The 17,813-nt window shown below is 62.7% G+C and carries 19 protein-coding genes; 4 read left to right on the forward strand and 15 right to left on the reverse strand.

Features of this window, described 5'->3' with window-relative positions; translation table 11 throughout:
• Window positions 1-16: 16 nt before the first annotated feature.
• The 10 genes from AC1Z32_RS35295 to AC1Z32_RS35340 form a co-directional block, all read right to left on the reverse strand.
• Entirely contained in the window at window positions 17-334 is a 318-nt protein-coding gene (locus AC1Z32_RS35295) for a Rieske (2Fe-2S) protein (RefSeq protein ID WP_483483499.1), read from the reverse strand.
• Window positions 331-1,149, reverse strand: coding sequence for an intradiol ring-cleavage dioxygenase (locus tag AC1Z32_RS35300; protein WP_483483500.1), 819 nt, complete (start codon window positions 1,147-1,149; stop codon window positions 331-333). Before AC1Z32_RS35300 ends, AC1Z32_RS35295 begins: the two co-directional genes overlap by 4 nt.
• Window positions 1,146-2,201: a maleylacetate reductase gene (locus AC1Z32_RS35305; RefSeq protein WP_483483501.1), complete on the reverse strand. Its 1,056-nt coding sequence runs from the start codon at window positions 2,199-2,201 to the stop codon at window positions 1,146-1,148. Before AC1Z32_RS35305 ends, AC1Z32_RS35300 begins: the two co-directional genes overlap by 4 nt.
• Window positions 2,202-2,215: 14 nt before the next feature.
• Window positions 2,216-3,679 (reverse strand): aldehyde dehydrogenase family protein, encoded by a 1,464-nt coding sequence (locus AC1Z32_RS35310; RefSeq protein WP_483483502.1) that lies wholly within the window; start codon window positions 3,677-3,679, stop codon window positions 2,216-2,218.
• A gap of 89 nt (window positions 3,680-3,768) precedes the next feature.
• Window positions 3,769-4,764: a hydroxyquinol 1,2-dioxygenase gene (locus AC1Z32_RS35315; protein ID WP_483483503.1), complete on the reverse strand. Its 996-nt coding sequence runs from the start codon at window positions 4,762-4,764 to the stop codon at window positions 3,769-3,771.
• A 25-nt stretch (window positions 4,765-4,789) separates the two neighbouring features.
• Entirely contained in the window at window positions 4,790-5,281 is a 492-nt protein-coding gene (locus AC1Z32_RS35320) for a cupin domain-containing protein (RefSeq protein WP_483483504.1), read from the reverse strand.
• A 148-nt stretch (window positions 5,282-5,429) separates the two neighbouring features.
• Window positions 5,430-5,876 (reverse strand): nuclear transport factor 2 family protein, encoded by a 447-nt coding sequence (locus tag AC1Z32_RS35325; RefSeq protein WP_483483505.1) that lies wholly within the window; start codon window positions 5,874-5,876, stop codon window positions 5,430-5,432.
• Window positions 5,877-5,898: 22 nt separating this feature from the next.
• Complete coding sequence (locus AC1Z32_RS35330) at window positions 5,899-6,267, reverse strand: c-type cytochrome (protein ID WP_483483506.1); 369 nt, start codon at window positions 6,265-6,267, stop codon at window positions 5,899-5,901.
• A gap of 5 nt (window positions 6,268-6,272) precedes the next feature.
• Window positions 6,273-7,997 (reverse strand): FAD-dependent oxidoreductase, encoded by a 1,725-nt coding sequence (locus tag AC1Z32_RS35335; RefSeq protein ID WP_483483507.1) that lies wholly within the window; start codon window positions 7,995-7,997, stop codon window positions 6,273-6,275.
• 27 nt (window positions 7,998-8,024) lie between these two features.
• The gene (locus tag AC1Z32_RS35340; protein ID WP_483483508.1) at window positions 8,025-8,969 is read right to left on the reverse strand and encodes a transporter; all 945 of its coding nucleotides are present in this window, start codon (window positions 8,967-8,969) and stop codon (window positions 8,025-8,027) included.
• 265 nt (window positions 8,970-9,234) lie between these two features.
• Here AC1Z32_RS35340 and AC1Z32_RS35345 point away from each other — a divergent pair, with 265 nt between their 5' ends.
• Both AC1Z32_RS35345 and AC1Z32_RS35350 read left to right on the forward strand, forming a co-directional pair.
• A complete protein-coding gene (locus AC1Z32_RS35345) occupies window positions 9,235-10,080 on the forward strand; it encodes a helix-turn-helix domain-containing protein (protein ID WP_483483509.1) in 846 nt (281 codons plus the stop codon).
• 21 nt (window positions 10,081-10,101) lie between these two features.
• Window positions 10,102-11,067: a LysR family transcriptional regulator gene (locus AC1Z32_RS35350; RefSeq protein WP_483483510.1), complete on the forward strand. Its 966-nt coding sequence runs from the start codon at window positions 10,102-10,104 to the stop codon at window positions 11,065-11,067.
• 6 nt (window positions 11,068-11,073) lie between these two features.
• On the opposite strand, the gene AC1Z32_RS35355 is transcribed toward AC1Z32_RS35350, so the two are convergent.
• The 5 genes from AC1Z32_RS35355 to AC1Z32_RS35375 form a co-directional block, all read right to left on the reverse strand.
• Entirely contained in the window at window positions 11,074-11,994 is a 921-nt protein-coding gene (locus AC1Z32_RS35355; protein WP_483483511.1) for an AEC family transporter, read from the reverse strand.
• 119 nt (window positions 11,995-12,113) lie between these two features.
• A complete protein-coding gene (locus AC1Z32_RS35360; RefSeq protein ID WP_483483512.1) occupies window positions 12,114-13,175 on the reverse strand; it encodes a catalase in 1,062 nt (353 codons plus the stop codon).
• 87 nt (window positions 13,176-13,262) lie between these two features.
• Window positions 13,263-13,604 carry a c-type cytochrome gene (locus AC1Z32_RS35365; protein WP_483483513.1) on the reverse strand — a complete coding sequence of 114 codons (342 nt, stop codon included), beginning with the start codon at window positions 13,602-13,604 and terminating at the stop codon, window positions 13,263-13,265.
• An 8-nt stretch (window positions 13,605-13,612) separates the two neighbouring features.
• Window positions 13,613-14,011: a hypothetical protein gene (locus tag AC1Z32_RS35370; RefSeq protein ID WP_483483514.1), complete on the reverse strand. Its 399-nt coding sequence runs from the start codon at window positions 14,009-14,011 to the stop codon at window positions 13,613-13,615.
• A gap of 381 nt (window positions 14,012-14,392) precedes the next feature.
• Complete coding sequence (locus AC1Z32_RS35375) at window positions 14,393-14,653, reverse strand: hypothetical protein (protein WP_483483515.1); 261 nt, start codon at window positions 14,651-14,653, stop codon at window positions 14,393-14,395.
• Window positions 14,654-15,039: 386 nt separating this feature from the next.
• Here AC1Z32_RS35375 and AC1Z32_RS35380 point away from each other — a divergent pair, with 386 nt between their 5' ends.
• Both AC1Z32_RS35380 and AC1Z32_RS35385 read left to right on the forward strand, forming a co-directional pair.
• Window positions 15,040-15,507 carry a zinc-finger-containing protein gene (locus AC1Z32_RS35380; protein ID WP_483483516.1) on the forward strand — a complete coding sequence of 156 codons (468 nt, stop codon included), beginning with the start codon at window positions 15,040-15,042 and terminating at the stop codon, window positions 15,505-15,507.
• A 28-nt stretch (window positions 15,508-15,535) separates the two neighbouring features.
• Window positions 15,536-16,009: a hypothetical protein gene (locus tag AC1Z32_RS35385; protein WP_483483517.1), complete on the forward strand. Its 474-nt coding sequence runs from the start codon at window positions 15,536-15,538 to the stop codon at window positions 16,007-16,009.
• Window positions 16,010-17,813 lie beyond the last annotated feature (1,804 nt).

A 17,813-nucleotide genomic window follows, 5' to 3' on the forward strand; every position in this document is an offset into this window, starting at 1 on the left:
AACGGCGGGGAGATGCTCAGGCAATGTCTTCCTCGATCACCACCCTGCCGTTTTCGATGCGGATCGGAATGCGTCGGAGGCTCGCGCCGAGACAAGGTCCATCGACGCAAACGCCGTCCTCGAAGCGAAACATCGCGCTGTGATGCGCACACATCAGCAGTCCGCCTCCGTAGGTCCAGAAGGCGTCCGGCTCGTAGTTGAGCGGAATCGAGAAGTGCGGACATACATTGCGATACGCCCACGCATCGCGGCCGCGCCGCAGCACGAGAACCGATGGCGCCGCTTCGAGGCCGCCGCCGTCGGGCACGTCATCGAGCGTGCAGATCGCGTTCACGCACGCCCCTTCGCGATCAGCGTGAAATCGCGCGCCACGTCGTAGCCGCTTGCCTTCGGCACGTAATCGATGACGAGCGAAGGCTTCACGCCGAACACCGCATCGGAGCTCACATAGGGATCGTCCGATGAATACAGCGCGGTCGTCAGCGGCTCATGGCCCGGCGCATCGATACGAAAGTGGATATGCGCGGGCCGCATCGGATGACGGCCCGTCGCGACGAGCATCTTGCCGACAGGGCCATCGGTGGGGATCGGATAGCTCGTCGGCTTGATCGAATGAAACGCGTATTCGCCGTCCGCGTTCGTGCGGAACCGGCCGCGCAGATTGCCTTCCGGCTGCTCCGGGTCCTGCCCTTCGTACATGCCGTTCGGCGCGGTCTGCCAGACTTCGATCAGCGCGCCCGCGACAGGCTTGCCGCTCACATCGCGGACGGCGCCATGAAAGAACACCGGCTCGCCTTCGCTCTGCGCGATGTTCGCGCCGAACGCCGATTCCTTCACGCCATCGCGATAGAACGGCCCGAGCAGGCTGCTTTCGGTCGCGGCTTCGTCGTGATGCTGGTTGATGTCGTCGAGGACGATGGACAGCCCCAGCGTATCCGACAACAGAATGAATTCCTGCCGTATGCCGTCGCACTTCTTGCCGGTCGCGGTGAGGAATTCGATACCGCGTCGCCATTCATCGTTCGTGAGATTCACTTCGCGCGCGAACGCGTGCAGATGCCGCACGAGCGCGGTGACGATTTCCTTCGTGCGCGCATCGGCGCAATGGCCAAAGGCTTCGGTGACGTTGTGCGTGAGTGACTCGTTCATGGTCGTCGTCCTTCATAGGCCGCTTCCAGCAACGCACGCAATGGCGCGCGTTCGACCGGCCGCGGATTCCAGTACGGGCTCTTCAATGCGACATCGACCGCGATATCGATATCGCTTTCCTTCATGCCGATGTCCTTCAGCGCGGTCGGCGCGCCGTTCGCGCGCGCGAGCTCGAATGCGCCTTGGGCGGCATCGTCGGAGCCGAACGCGCGGGCGATGCGCTTCATCGCGTCGGGCGTCGCATCCCGGTTATAGGCGAGCGCGTGCGGCAGCACGATCGTATGCGTTTCCGCGTGCGGCAAATTGAACGTGCCGCCGAGCGTGTGGCACAGCTTGTGATGCAGCGACATGCCAACGCTCCCGAGCACCGCGCCGCACAGCCACGCGCCATAGAGACAGTCGCCGCGCGCATCGAGATCGTCGGGCTTCGCGACCACCTTGCCGATGCCTTCTGCGAGCGCGCGAATGCCCTCTTCCGCCATCAGGCTCACCACGGGATTCGCGTCCTGCGCGTAGAGCCCTTCGGCCGCGTGCGCGATCGCGTTGATGCCGCTCGTCACGGAAAGCGACGCGGGCAGCGATACCGTGAGCTCCGGATCGTAAATAACCGTTTTCGGCAGCACGCGCATATCGCGGCCGGTCTTCTTCAGGCCCGCTTCGGTGAGACCGTAGATGGGCGTCATCTCCGAGCCGGCATAGGTGGTCGGCACGGCGAGTATCGGCAGCGACGATGTCAACGCGATCGCCTTGCCCAGTCCCGTTGTCGAGCCGCCGCCGATGGCAATCGCGCAGTCCGCGCCAATGCGCCGCGCATACTCGCGTGCCTCGCGCGCGGTCTCGACGGGCACATGCATCACCGCTTTGGCGAACACGCCCGCCGCGCGACAACCGATGCGTTCGGCGAGCGCTTCGGCCTGATCGCGCTGCGGCGGCGTCGAAAGAATGAGCGCGCGCTGCGCGCCCAGAAGCTCGATCTCGCGTTCGATATGTTCGATGCTGCCCGCGCCGAACACCACACGCGAAGGCATGCCCTGATAGATGAACGATTGCATGATTCCCGATGCGCTCAGCGCGGATAGTAAGGCGGAATATTGGCGTCGACATTCACCCACACCGACTTGGCCTGAGTATATTCGCGCATCACTTCGAAGCCCATCTCGCGTCCGTATCCGCTCGCGCCGACGCCGCCGAAGGGCGATCCGGGGCTCACGCGCTTGTAGCAGTTGATCCACACCATGCCGCTTTTCAGTTGCCGCGCGAAGAGATGCGCGCGTTGCAGGTCGCGCGTCCACAGTCCCGCGCCGAGGCCGTATTCGGTGCCGTTCGCGATGGCGAGCGCTTCTGCATCCGAGCCGAACGTGCTGACCGTGACGAACGGGCCGAACACTTCTTCCTGCGCCACGCGATCCGTCGGCTTCGCCTGCACGATGGTCGGCTCGACATAGCAGCCGTTCGCGAGCGCCGATGCATCCGGCGCCTTGCCGCCCGCGAGCACGCGTCCGCCCTGCTCGCGCGCGACATCGACATACGACAGCACGCGGTCGCGATGCATCTGCGACGTGAGCGGCCCCATTTCCGTCGACGGATCCAGCGGATCGCCGATGCGGATCGAGCGCGCGAGCGACGTGAAGCGCTCGAGCAGTTCATCAGCGATGGACTCGTGCACGATGAGACGCGATGCCGCGATACACGCCTGCCCCTGGTTATGAAAGATGCCGAATGCAGAGCCTTGCACGACGGCATCGAGATTGGCGTCGCCGAACACGACGTTCGCGCCTTTGCCGCCGAGTTCGAGCTGCACTTTCTTCAGATTGCCGCTCGATGCCTGCACGATCTTGCGGCCGACCGCCGTCGATCCGGTGAACGCGACCTTGCCGATCTCCGGATGCTCCGCGATGTATTGGCCCGCGACGTGTCCCAAACCCGGCAGCACGTTCACGACGCCCGCGGGAAACCCGACTTCGGCCATCAGTTCGGCGATGGCGAGGCTCGACAAGGGCGTCAGTTCAGCAGGCTTCATCACGACGCAATTGCCCGCCGCGAGCGCGGGCGCCATCTTCCAGCTCGTGAACATCAGCGGGAAATTCCACGGCACCACTTGCCCGACGATGCCAACCGGCTCGCGCGTCAGATAGTTGAGAAAGCCCGCTTCGACCGGAATCACCGAGCCTTCGAACTTGTCCGCCATGCCGCCGAAATAGCGGAATGTCGCGGCCGTGCGCGGCACGTCGAGATTGCGCGTATCGCGGATCGGGTGGCCCGTGTCCATCGATTCGAGACGCGCGAGCGCATCGGCGTTGGCTTCGATCGCATCGGCGAGCTTGAGCAACAGGCGTCCGCGATCGGCGGCCGCCATCGCGCTCCACGCCGGGAATGCCTTTTTCGCGGCCTGAACCGCGCGATCGATGTCCTCGCGGCCAGCCATCGAGACTTGCGCGATCACGCTGTTATCGTGCGGATTCAGGGTCGCGAGCGTTTCGCCGGAAAGGGCAGGCACGAAGCGGCCATCGATGAAGAGTTGCGTTTGCATGTCTTGCTCGTGTCGAAGATTGAAGACGAAGCGTTCCCCGCGGCGCCTTTTTTCAAGGCGCCGTCGTGAAGCGGAAGAGCGTAGGGGATTTAAAGCGCGACCGGATACGGCGGAAGCTCGCCGCTTTCGTAGCGCTTGGGCAGATCCGGCGTCGCGTTCTCCCAGACGAGCAGCATCGAGCGCTTCTGCGAATAGCCCTTGTGACGAATGTCGGCGGGCATCGCGGCGATATCACCCGCATTCATCGTGATGCGCGCGCGTGGTTCGCCCGTGTCTTTATCGGCGACATCCCAGATGATCTGATCCGACAGTTGCAGGAACCATTCGACGCGGTCATTGCCATGAAATACCGGCAGCACGAATTCCTCGGTCGTCGGGCAGAACAGGCTTTGCTTGCAGACGGACGTGACCGAAGGATTCCACGTCACATCCGAGCGCGACAGATACTTGAAGAGACTGAACGCATGCAATTGCCCTTCGAAGCCCGGTTCGGCGTGAATCTCCGGCTCGTCCTGCGACACATCCGCGAACTGGCGATTCACCGGGAAGTCGTCGCGCAAGGGCGAATCGCCTTCGAGGCCCGGCATGCGCTTCGTCGCGATGCGCGTGCGGTCGATCGCCGCGATATTGTCACCGTGCTTCGCGCCGAATGCCGACCCCGTTTCTTCGGGCGCGGCGAACGGATCGAAGCCTTCGTTGACCCAGTCCTTCAGAATCGCCTTGAAGGTCGCCATGATGACCGGGGTCTCGAACTGCTGCGTGTAATCGACACCCGCCTCGCGAAAGCTCGCGTTATAGGCGCCAGCGTACATGTCGACCTTGCCGTAGTGATTGCGCGTGCCGATCACTTCGTCGAAGTTGACCCAGCCGTAGAAAAAGCCCCACGCGACATCGCGCATCATCGCGCGCAGGAAGTCGTCGGCGTGCATCTGATGCGAGCGCGTCTGCCCTTGCGCGGGCCACTTCACCGTGACGAAATATGCGTCGCGGCTGAACTCGAAATCGCCGAGTTTGAAGGTGCGATAGCCGGTGTTGGCATCGGGGTCGGTCGCGACGACGCTTTGCAAGAAAACGGTTTGATCCATGATGTTGTGCTCCGAAAGATGTCGGTTACTGAATGCAGATATCGGCCCACTTCTCGACGGATTGCGCGCCGAGAATCGTCTGCACGAGCAGCACGCCGGTCTTTCTCGCTTCGAAGCGATACGCCGCGCCCGCGGGCAGCAATGCCTGATGACCGCGACGCAAACGCACGAAGCCCATCTTCTGGCCCGAGGGCTCGCCTTCGAGCTTCACCGTGCCCTCGATATCTTCGCTGACGAGCGCGCCATCCGACGGCTTGATGAAGTGCACGTCGATTTCTCCATCGAGCGCGACCACGAATTCATCGTGCGACGCGCTGAACCACGACGACACGCCTTCCGCGCGCAGCGTCTCGATCACGTACTTGAGGTTCTTGCCCACGACTACTTTTTCATACGGCGCGGCATGGCTCGCGACTTCGAACACGTTGGACATCACGTAATGCGAAGCCTTGCCCTTGATGATTTCGATCGAGCCTTTGCGATAGTTTTCGAGGCTGCCGAGAACGGTCTGTTGCATGTCTGTCTCCATGTCTTCGTCGATCCTTCGCGGCGAATTTCAGTGCCGCGCTGGAATCAAGATTAGGGCTGCGGAGCGCGCGAGGCAATGAATCGAGGTTCGTGTTTGCCGAACGATGCGTGCTCGATCGCCGCCCTAGGGAAACTACTTACTGTTGTGCGTGCTTGTCCGCCAGCCACGGATAGCGCTGCGTATCCGCGCCCTCGTAGTCGGGATCGAGATAGATGAAGCAGCGCTGAATCTTGAAGTCGCGGATTTCGAACACATCGGTCCAGCGGCCCGCATGCGTGACGCCCGCGCGCCAGTCGACACCGCTCTTCGTCGTGCCGTAGCTCGTGCCTTCGACGACCACCGTATCGCCCTGCTGGATCACGTTCAGATACGCAAGGTCGTGCTTGAACTTCGCGACGATCGAGCCCAGGTCCGCAAAAAGCTGTTCGAAGGCTGCGCGGCCCGTCGCGATGCCCCACTTCGGGAAATAGACCTCGGCGTTGTCGTCGAACAGATCGAAGAACGGTGCGCCGCGATCGAGCCTGCGCAGATACTCGAGCGCAATGGTCTTGCGCTGTTCGTCGGTCATGGTGATGGGGTTCATGCTTTCGTCTCCTGATGTGAGTTCAATGCAGCGTGCGCAGATAAGCGATGATCTTTTGACGCCGCGCTTCATCGCCTTCGAAATAGGTCATCGCGTTGCCGGGCGCGACAGATTGCGTATCGGTGAGCCAGGCATCGAGCAGCTTTTCGTCCCAGACCTTGCCCGATGCCGCCGCCTTCATGCCCGCCGAATACTTGAAGCCCGACTCGGACGCCAGCGGCCTGCCTACGATCCCGAAGAGATTCGGCCCTTGTCCGTTCGGTTCGCCCTTGCCGAAGGTGTGACACACGGCGCAGTTGTTGGTCGTGAGCTTCTTGCCTAGCGCGACCGGATCTTGTTGCGCATGCGCCGTGGCGCTCACGAAAGCGAGCATGGCGATTAAATTAGCCATCCGAATCATGATTGACCTCTATTAGCGGATTGCGCGGCGCGATAAGCAAACGCGATGATCGGCCCGAGCGTTCCGCCACCCGCCCAATAAGCCCGCGCCGATGCCGACGCGACGCAATTGCCGACGCCGTACAAGCCCTTGATCGGCTCGCCGCGCGTATTGAGCACCTGCGCGTGCGAGTTGGTTTTCGGCCCGCCCTTGGTATCGAGATTTCCGGCGACGATGAGCGCCGCGTAATACGGCCCTTTCGCGGACAGCGGGTACATCGTCTCGTTCTTCTGATCCGCCTTCTTCGATACAGGCCCGTTGAACAGCTTCTCGACGATGCGCTCACCGCGATGAAAGTCCTGATCGACGCCCGTCTTCGCGAAGCCGTTGAAGCGTTTGATGCTCGCGTCCAGGTTGCGCACGAAGTCGCTGGAGAGATCCGCGCTGCCGAGCGCGCTCTTGTACTTCGCCATGCGTTCGCGAATGGCGCTTTCAAGCTCGGCAAGCGTATTGCCGCGCAGCACGTGCCGGTCGTTCGATCCCTTCGGTACGATGAAGCTGCCGTAGTCATCGCTTGCGCAATGGTCCTGCGCTTGCTGGTCCCAGATCGCAATGAGCGCGAGATTCGGATACTCGCCCTTCGCGCCGTCCCATTCGGAGAACGTCGCGCAGACTTCGTTGTAGGCGAGCTTCTCGTTGACGACGCGCTTGCCGTACTTGTTCACGTAGATCATCGAATCGCCCGTCGGCGTGAAGATACCGGAGAGCGAACCATCTTTCGCGATCGCTTTGTCGAGCGATATCGGCGCCATCCACGAGTAATTCATGTTGCGCAATTGCACGTCGAGCGCGCTCGAGATGCGCACGAAATCGCCTTCGTTGGTCGGCGCAGCGCAGCCGCCGTACACCGCGCCGTGCAGGAAGTTCTTGCGCAACTCGGGATCGTGCGTGAAGCCGCCGGTCGCGAAGATGACCGCCTTTTTCGCGCGCACGCGGAAGACCGTGTCCTCTTCAGTCAGCGATTCGACGCCGATCACCGCGCCCGCTTCATCGACGAGCACCTTCTGCACGCGATAACCCGTCTTCACGTCGATGCCGTCGCGCCGTGCCGCCGCGCTCATCGTGCGGATCGCGACGCGTCCGCCATCGGACATGCTCGGCAGGCCGTCCTTCGGAAACAGCACACGGCCGCGCGGCGCCTTGTCTTCGGGCAGTTCGGCCCAGTAATCCGGCACCGCCGCCTCATGCCGGTAAGGCAGCGCGCCCTTGCTCGCGAGCAGTTCCGCCGCCGGCGATGCGCTGTCGTAGATCGCCTCGCACATCTCGTATTCCCAGTCGGAAAGGCCGAGCTTGGGCAGTGACGGATCGTATTGCTCGGGCCGAGAAAGACGCGCGACATAGCGCATGTAATCGGGCTTCGGATCGGCAATGCCCGCGCGGCGCATCGGCTCGTTGTTCGGCACCCAGTACCAGAACGCAGCCTTCGCGGCGGTGCCGCCGACACTGCCCGCCTTTTCCAGTATCACGACGCGATTGCCCAGCCAGCGCGAAAAGAGCGCTGCGGGCAAACCGCCGCCACCGCCGCCGCACACGACAATGTCGTATTCCGCGTCGAACTTGATCTCGCTCGCGGCGCGCGCGGAGAGCGACACCGCGCCGAATGCGGCGGCGGCCGTTCCCGCTCCCGCGGCCTTGATGAAGTTGCGCCGTGACGCGGCGGGTGGTCTTTGCATATCGTTCATGTTCGTCTCCTTGAGATTCATCGCCTATCACCAGTAGTGCCACGCCTGCACGAGGATTCCGTTCGTGAGCGTCGTGTTGCGGCCCGAAACCGAGTGCTGGTACTGGATGGAAAGCTGGTCGTACATCTTCTGGTGCAGGAACGGCAGGCTGTTCGGCTTGAACTGGAACAGCACGCCGATGCCCACGGTCGTTTCGCGGCTCGCGCTGTTCGCCACGGGCATCGCGGCGGTCTGATCGAACGTGCCGCCGCTCGTCTGGTAGTCGAGACCGACGAAGGGAATCGCGAACGGGCTGTCGGGCGGCGAGATGCTGTAGCCGACACGCAGGTTCAGATGGAAGGTGTTGCCCGGGCTCAGATCGTCGTGGCCCGAGCGCAGCGTGCGTCCGCGCACGATGCCGCCCATGAGCAGATCGACGTTCAGGTGTCCGTACCAGTCGTCATAGAAGACGGACGGCCAGAAGGACCACGTATTCGTCGATACTGCGTCCTGCCCGATCGGCACCTGCACGTAGGCCTGAAAGCCGAGCGTCGTCGCGGGCGCGGGGTTATACCAGACGAGCCCGCCGACGAGCGGATCGCCAATGCCGCTCGCCGCGTATTGCGAGCCTTGTGTGCGGATCGCGGGCAGCGTGATGCTCGCGTTGAAGCCCATATGCGGCAGCGACGGCACTTTCCAGTAGTGAATGAACGTCGATAACCCGACGAAGGTGTTGGTGCCCGGGCCCGCGACCTGATTGCCCTGCGAATCGAATGCGCGGCTGTCGTGATTCCATTCGAGGTTCTGGCCGAAGGAATCATAGGTGCCTTCGAAGTCGCTGCTGAACTGCCAGGTTTGCGGGCGGTCGGTCGCGAAGGGAATGCCCGCGGCGAGCGCGTCGGCCGCTGGCGTCATCGCGCAGGTTGCGCCGAGCATGGCGAGCGCGCATGCGTGGCGTCTTCGTATCGTTGATCTCGGGTGCCGCGTTTGCATCGTCGTCTCCGGGTCGTTCGTGTCGTATGAGCGAACGTTACGAAGACGCCACGCGCCGGTCTTTCAGGTTTCGCGGATTACAGATTCCGGGCGAACCGCTAACGAAGGCCGCGAGTTCGATACGGGTTAACACCGGGACGCAAAGCGCGCACGCGGCGTTCGCGAATGGCGACCCATCGCGCGTGCAGGCGCTTCGCGGGCGCATCTATACTCGCGTGAACAGCGGCGTTCATCGGCAAGCCGCGATTAAAACGGAGACACGACCATGAGCGCCCCTGCCGTGGCCGCCCGCATCGATCGCTTCAGCGCGGTCTCGGGCGTGCCCGGACTCGAGTACTGCATCTCGGGCCCGCGCCCCTATTCGCTGGAGTTGAGCAATTCGTCGGACATGATCTGCCTTCTGCTCGGCACGATCGTCTCCGACACGCGCTACGACGACGGCCCCGCCGCGCCCTTCACGTTTCGCGCGGAAACGGCCGCCTATCATCCGCGCGGCGAAAGCATGCGCATCGACGCGCACGACGTGCGGCACGGCTTCATCGCGTTTCGTTATGCGGATGCCTTCGTGAATCGCATCGGCGAGCAGAGCGCGGAACCGTTGCGCCGCGCGGGCAGCCGCAGCAATCTCGGCGCCGACTCGATCCGGCATCTCGTGCGCTATGCGCGGCAAAAGGCGCACGCCGACACGCGGCGGATCGATCCGTGGGAAATGCAATGCGTTGCCACGCTCGCGTGGATAGAAACGACGCGGCATCTCGAACGCGCCGCGCGCGAGCGCAAGTCCGCGCTCACCGATGCCGGCTTCGCGATGCTCGAAGCGTATGTTGCGGATAACATCGACCAGAGTCTTTCCTGCGCCGATATCGCCACCGAACTCGATCTGCCCGTGCGCGTCGTCTTCGACGGCGTGAAGGCGCGCACCGGGCATTCGCTCTATCGCTATGTGCTGGAAAAGCGCATCGACGCCGCCGCGCGGATGCTGCGCTCAGGTCACGCGCCGCTCGTGGATGTCGCCGCCGCATGCGGGTTTTCATCGCAGCAGCATATGACGGCGCTCTTTTCCGGGCGGCTCGGCACGACGCCGCTGCGCTACCGCAAGAGCGCGGCGTAGCGCCGGGAAACAGGAGACAGCATGGATCTCTTCATGTCGATGGAAGCCTTCGTTCGCGCAGCCGAAGCGCAGAGCTTCGCGAGCGCGGCGCGGCAGCTCGGCGTGGCGAAATCGGTCGTCACGTCGCGCGTGAAGCAGCTCGAGGAGCATTTCGGCGTCGCGCTGTTTCATCGCTCGACGCGTGCGGTGCGTCTCTCCGAAGTCGGCGAATCCTACTATCGCGATTGCCTGCTGCTCGTCTCGAAGGTGCGCGAGTTGTCCGGGCGCGCCAGCGCGGAAACGCAATCGCTGTCGGGCACGCTCAACGTCCATGTGCTTCCGGGCTTCGCGCTCGGTCACTTCTCGCAGGCGCTGATCGCGTTCCGAGAGGCGCATCCGCGCATCGAGTTCGTCGTGACGGTGAACGATCGCGTGATCGATCCCGTTCAGGAAGGCTTCGATCTCGCGTTGCAAATCTATCCGCCCGCTTCGAATCTGCTCGTCGAGCGCAAGCTCTTTCCGGTGCGCGGCGTGCTGTGCGCGACGCCCGCGTATCTCAAGGACGAGCCCGCCATCGAGACGCCGCTCGATCTGCTGCGCCACGATTTCGCGCGTTACGCGCACTATCCGTGGGGCGACAACTGGCCGCTCATGAGAGGCAACGAGTGTTATGAAATCGCGCTCAACCCCGTGTTGAAGACGAACAGCGTGCACCTGCTGCTCGAATTCGCGCGCGCGGGCGCGGGTGTCGTCTATCTGCCGACGATGGTCGCCGCGAGCGATCTGCTCGAACGACGCCTCGTGCGTGTGCTGCCCGAATACGCGGCGCCGCCGCTGTGGCTGTCGGCGGTGTATCCGACTTCGCATCGATCGACGAGCAAGGTGAAGGCGTTCGTCGATTTCCTGCGCGAGCGCTATCTGCGCGAGCCGCAGTGGGACAAGGCGCTCGGCATTTCGCCGCCCGACGACGAAGAGCGCAATGTCGACGAGGAACTCGGCGACTCGTAAAGCGCGTCAGAGAATATAGAGCCACGCGAGCAAGGTGACGATCGAGAAAAGCGTGGTCATCGAGATGACTGCGCCGACCACGGTTTTCTCGATGTCGTACTCGGACGCGAGCACGTACGCGCTTTTCGCCGTCGGCACGGCGGCGCAGACGACCGCCGCGATGGTCGCGGTGCGGCTCAGTCCCGTCGCGAGGCACAGCACGTACACGACGAGCGGCACGATCACGAGCTTGAGCGCCGCCAGAAGCGCGTAGAGATTCAGGCGCCCGCGCAATTCGCTCAGCGTCAGATCGAGACCGATCGCAAAGAGCGCGCACGGCGTGAGCGCTTCGCCGAGAATCGTCAGAAAGGATGCGACCGGCGCCGGCAGCGTCAGGCCGATGACCGACCACAGCAATCCGCAGATCGTCGCGAGAATGACGGGGTTCGTCGCGATCTGGCGAATCAGCGCAGCCATGTCCATTTTGCGCGACGTGTCGTATCGGCTGATTTCCAGCAGCACGACGAGCACCGGAAACATGACCGCGCCGATGAACACCGTCGCCACGGCTGCCGCGAGCACGCCGGGCTTGCCGTACAGCGTCTTCAGGATCGGCAGCGCGACGAAACCGGTGTTGGTCATCGAGACGGCGGCGGCGAGCATCGCGCTCGGGCCGAGACCTTCGCGACGCACGATGCGCACGGCCAGCAGCATGAGCGCGAAGCAGATCATCGAGCCGCCGCCGAACGCCGCGAGAAAACCCCATTCGAGCAGCGCGCGCAGGGATTCGTCGGCGATGGTCAGGAACACCAGCGCGGGCATCGCGACGTAGTACGCGAAGCGCATCAGCGACGGCGCCAGCGCGTGCGGCATGTAGCCCGAGACGCGCGCCACCCATCCGGTCAGGATGATGGCGAAGATCGGAAGGATCATGCCGGCGAGATGCATGGCGGGCTCCGATGTCGATGGAACGCGAAAGGCGCAGTTGCCTGTTCCTGAATGCGTTCCATTATCGGAGAAAAGCGTCGCGCGACGCGCAATATTGCGCAGTCGCGCGATGGCGGCGTTCAGCGCGCGCTCAGCAACATGCGCGCTTCCTCGCTCGACAGCACGCCGCGGCCCTTGCGATTCGCGGCGCTCGCGGCATAGACATCCTTGCGCGCGTGCGTGATGCCCAGCGGCGCGAAGCCGTTGCCCGGATTGAACGCGAGCTGGTCGATGCGGGTCTCATCCTCGCGCGATGGCGGCGCATCGATTTCGAGCTCGCCAATCGTCACCACATCCGATTTCCACGCGACCGATGCATCATTGACCGGCGTCGCTTCTTCATCGACGAAGAATTGCAGGCCGAGCCGCCACTTCACCGGGCCTTGCTCCAGACGGTTGAATATGTCCGCGCGCAGATAATTGTCGCCGTGGCGTTCGGCTCTCGTACCCGGGGACGTCGAAGGATGCGGATGAAGCGAGTACTTGATCGCCGCGCGGCCCAGTTGCACGACCGATCCCCAGTAGTCTTCCGTCGTCACGCTTTCGACATGATGCGCCCTGGTTTCCTTGAAGAGGATCGCCAGGATGCGCGCGGCCTCGACGGGCCCGAGCTTGGCCATCATCATTTCGCGCAAGCCCTGCGCGATGCCGCTCACCGGCCCCTCGGCGAGCAGCGCGACGATGATATCCGCGACCGCCATGAACTGGACCGCGTTGCGCGCATGCGAGCGCCCGCCTTCGTTCGTCATCAGCAGATCGGTTTCGGCGCCCTCGTCCGTGAAGAACTTGATCGCGATGCCGCGCACATCGGATGCCGTGTCGGCCTGCGGGCACGGCTGTCCGTTGGAAATGCGGCATGCGACGCGATACGACATCGGTTCGGCCTCGGCGCCGCGCTTTGCGAACGGGCCGAATCGCGCGATGTCGGGAATGTCGTCTGCAATGCGAAGCGTCCCGAACGCACCGAGCAACTGCTTCTGATGCTGCGCGCGATCGGCCTGTCCGTTCAGGCCCGTATGGCGGCTCGCCGCAAGCTTCGTCTGTTGCGCTCCGATCTCCCTGACGAGCATCGCGAGCGTGGTCGCGTCGTCGAGCTTGTCGGTCCAGCCGGTGCCGTCGCTCACTGATTGAGTGGAGTTCATGATTAATCTCCGTTCGCGCTTACTGACATGCGCGCTATTGAAGTCTGGTTGCTTTGGTCGAGATGTAAAGAGATTCATCGATCACACTCACTCGCGACGCGGCATCGTGCCCGCGAAGTAGTCGTATATCGCGTCGATGCGGCTCTCGATCGACGGAATGCCACGGTAGGCGGGCATGCCCATCGGCGGATTGCCGTCGAGCACCGCGGCGATGAAACGCTCGCGGCTTTGCGTGCGCGCAAAGCCGACGATCGACGGGGCGGCCAGTCCGTCGTAATCCTTGCCGTGACAGCGCGCGCAGTCGGCGACGCGCACCGCGCGCCGCGCATCGGCGAGCGACGCATCGGCGGGGTCGGGCGCCTGCGCATGCGCGGCGAGCGACACGCCGAGCAGCGCCGCGACCAGGCAGGAGCGCGACTGGCGTATCACGAACTTGCTCAGCGCTTGCGGTCGGAGAGCCGGCCGACGTACTTCCATCCCTGATCGCGCGTCCATACGTAGGTAAAGCCCGTGGGGCCGTCGATGAAGACGGTCATCGGCCGCTCGCCGGCGGACGCTTCCTTTTGCGGTTCCGTCGACGCGGGCGTGATGCGCCCCTCCGCGGGCTTGAGTCGTGCATCGCGTTCGTCGAGGCGCCAGCCGTCGGTATCGACATAGGTCAGGCGCGACGTTCCGCCCGCGGGCGTCTGAACGTTCAACGTGAGCGATCCGCCGTCGATCGGGCGTGCGTCGGCGCTTTCCGTCGCGTTCGCGGCGAGCGTCGTATCGCGTGCCGCGCCGAACGTCAGAAGGGCAATCGCCACGAACATCGCGCGCTTCGTTTGATGGGATCTCATTTCGGTACCTCCTTGCTGGCCGCGTGATGCGGCTGTCCAGATGTGCTCATGCAGAGAAGACGAACGTAGCCTCGACGAATGTGAGGCCGAGAGATCCGCGAGCGCCAGCGATATGATTTCGCCACCGAATCAGGAGCGTCGCGCATGCCGCGCGTTGTAGCCTGTTGCCGCAGATGTGTGCTTGTCGTGTGGAGCCACCGCCACGCGTGGCCGAAGAGGCCGTCTTGTGATGAGCGTTACTATCGGCCGAACGTTCGCCGGGGAAAACCACGCATTCGGAGGGACATCACCCCGCCATCGTGGGACTGCGTGATGGCGGGCGATCGACTGGACGAAGAATGAGACCGATGCCTTTCGGCAGGGCCCTACCGTCGAGCTGACTCACTGACCACTATATATATTGCAGCTGAGGCCCGGCGTGCAGAGCTGATTCGTGCTGGTCGTGCCGTCGCGCGAGGGGCTGCCGGACTTGCTCGTCGACATCGCTCCGCCGTAGCTTGAATCGTTCGTTGTCGCGCCCTGCGCGCTTTGCTGCGCGGCGCCGCCCTGTGCCGGCGACATCTGCGTGTCTTGCGCCTGCGCGACGGCGCTCATCGCGAACAAGCTTGCAGCCGTTGCTGCCAATACAAAAGTTGCTCTCATTGCATCACCTCTTGAATCAAGTAACCGAATGGAGAACTGTGCGCCCGCGACGTGGCCTGCGAGCGCGCATGCAAAGACCCGGTTGCCGGCGTAAAGGACGATTGCCTTCCGGGCTTCTGATTGAACGGAGATCTGTGGAAGCGTGAAGCCTGTAGGCTTCGAAAGCGCGTAGCGGCAGTACGCACTCCCACGGTATACCGCGCACGCGGAAAGTAAATTCCCGATCGGCCGGCACCACCGCCTGAGCCCGTGACAGACATGTTGCCAACGCGCTTGCTTAAGCAGGCTATGACATCGGGCCTTACATGGAGCTTGTGCGGCAGCACGTTTCCGAGCCGGTCCGGCGGTTTTGCTATATTGGTTTTCCCGCCCGGGAGTTTCTGGCAATGCGTGTCGGCCGACCTGTCAAACCTCTACCCCATCCGAATTGCGATTACTGCGGCGCCCCCGCGTCCCTCGCGCGCGCGGGCGACGAAGCCTATCCTTACCGCGACGATCACGGGCCGCTGTGGATGTGCGCGAACTGCCAGGCGTGGATCGGCATCTTTCCGCGCAGCACGCGCAACGTTCCGCTCGGCCGGCTCGCCGATGCCCGCCTGCGCGATCTGAAAGTGAAGCTGCATGCGGTGCTCGAGCCGCTCGTGCAGGCGAAGGTCCGGCGCGACGGCTGCAATGTCTTCGAGGCGCGGTCCAAGGGAATGAAGTGGCTCGCGCAGTCGATCGGCGTCGAGCCGGACAAGTGCAGCATCCACACGCTCGACGCGGACGAATGCGAACGGGCGATCGCGGTCGTCGAACATTTCGAGCAGGAACGCGGGCATCACCCTTCAGATTCGGCGATCGATGAACGTTAACCTGAAAAGGTCAACCATCGATCCTCGTATGTCACGCACTATTCCATTTCAGCGCTCGCCTCAGGCGACGCGCGCGCGGTTCAGCAAGGCGCAACTGCTTCCTATCCCGCGCGCGGTGGCGGACGAACTCGCGCTCGCGGCGCATATGTCGCTGGCGGCGTTGCGTTCGGGCTCGCCGGACATCGCGCCCGCGCAGCACATCACCGAGGCGATGTATCTCGCCAAGTTCCTTGCCGAAGCCGGACACGGCGACTTCTCGCACGACGAGCTGATTCGCGCGGACCGGACGATGAGCGCCGTGTTCGACACCGGGCGGACGTCCGGTTGCTGGGCACTCGCGGCGGAAGACTTCGACCGGCTCTCGGCGATCGTGTCGCTCTACGATCATCAGTTGCGGCGCGCATCGCTCGGCGCACTGTCGGTCGCCAGCGAGCGGCTCGAGCGCTTCAAGGGCGGGGAGGTTTATCAGCCGATGCATGCGAGGGGGTCGGGGGCGGTCTGATGGGGACGGTCGTTATTTGGATGCGGGGGCGGAGATGCTGGGCGGGTTGGAAACTCCGCCTGCATGGCTTCCGCCGGCTGTTTGTCATACCGGCATGTCTGTAGTGAACTTTTCGGTGCATCGGTGACGGCCCGAAGGTCCTCTTCGGAGCCGAAGGGCGTAGAGTTTGTCGTCTGCGGTTTGGCCGCCTATTGATTGATCAGCCGGCACGGGGGACGCGTCTGGCTCAACTGCGCGCCTATAGCGCCCGCTAGTCCTGCGCCGCAGCTTGATTGTGTCTTCGCCGCGTGGGAACGCTTGTGCCGGCACTTCTTCACGGGCGATTCGTTCGATGGCCTACGCCCTAGGGGTATTTCAGGCGTCTGCAGGCTAATACGAGAATCGTATTGTTCGATACAACACAGAAAGTGTTGTATCGCTTGTCCCCGCGAATGGCCAACTTGCTCGAGGTTGATGGGCGATTGAGTCTTATGCGCACCTCATTTCGTGAAACAAGTTTTGTTTGTCAACATAACATATTGATTATAAACGATATTTTCTATACATAGAATCGTTCATAATTGTTTCACGGGCATTCGAGATGGATTGCTGCCTATTGGCGCTCGACTCATGAGCGCTCAGCGCTTGTCAGATTTTTATGCCGGTTTTAAGAGCCAGATTGCCGGCCCGGTCGTGCAGTGCTGTGCTGTGCTCGAACCACGCGAAGCTATGGTTCGACCCAAATACGGGTTGTTTTGACAGCTATCCAACGTGAAGCCATACAGGCGCTTTATTGACGTTCGATCGAAGCGATGGCGATCTCAGCCGAGTACGGAGAGTTCCATGTTGCCCACCCATGCTTGTGCGTTCGCGCAGGCGTGGACGCGTAAAAGTGGTCGCGTCTAAACCCGAATACTGGTTTCGGAACCAAGCCAAGGGAAGCAGCAGCGGCGCCGACGATATGCGCACATTCTTCCTTCAGAGGTCCCAGATTTCCTCCACTGCTCGTGCTCGACGGGGTGGATGTTCACAAACTCCGCGACCGTCTCAATCTCCTCATGTGCCTAAACTTCGACTCGAGTGAAACGGGCCAGCGGCAGATATCGAATGTGGATCTGCTTTGAGTCGCGCCTTAACTGTTGCGCCATCATAGTTTGCTTCCTCGCATTTCACGACTCTGCGGCTGCCCGCTCATAAATCGTTCGGAGATCCACATCCAATAGCGGGCGAATTCCGCGCGCTCGGTTGGTGTAACACCGCTTTATATAGCGCTGTATCGTTCAGGCGAGCTTGCGCCCGGACTGAAAAACTCTGGCCGACGTGAACCGGGATACACCGATCGAGTGTCCGAATTCGAACACCTCGCTTGGAAGCCACTTTGCGCGTGTTTGAATTCAGCCGTGTGTCGGAGGGTTGCGCGTCGATCGAGTGAACTGTCCGAATTCGGACAGTTTGTGATCGTGAATTGGCGATGCATATCTGAAGGCAGGCGAAGACCGGCGCGAGGTCGGAACCTGCGGGTTCTCTTATAAACCGTGCAAGGTTTGAATTGCCCGCGCTCGGGGCAATTTCTGATCGCTCCTGACATGGGCAGCGCCGACCAAGTGTCCGAATTCGGACACCTCTCTGGGCCGCCACTCTGCGTACGGACCGAAGGGCTCTCCCTTTGCGGAGGCGGGCCTTCGTCGATTGTCGTGTCCGAATTCGGACAGTCTGAACTAGTGAAAGAACGCCGAGAGAGATGCGCGCGGCGCAAGCCGGATTTGATGATGTCCAGGAGATCCTGCCGAAATGGTGGGCGCCTAGACGTGTTCGCTTACGCATA

Source organism: Caballeronia sp. 11_S32 (assembly GCF_056930355.1).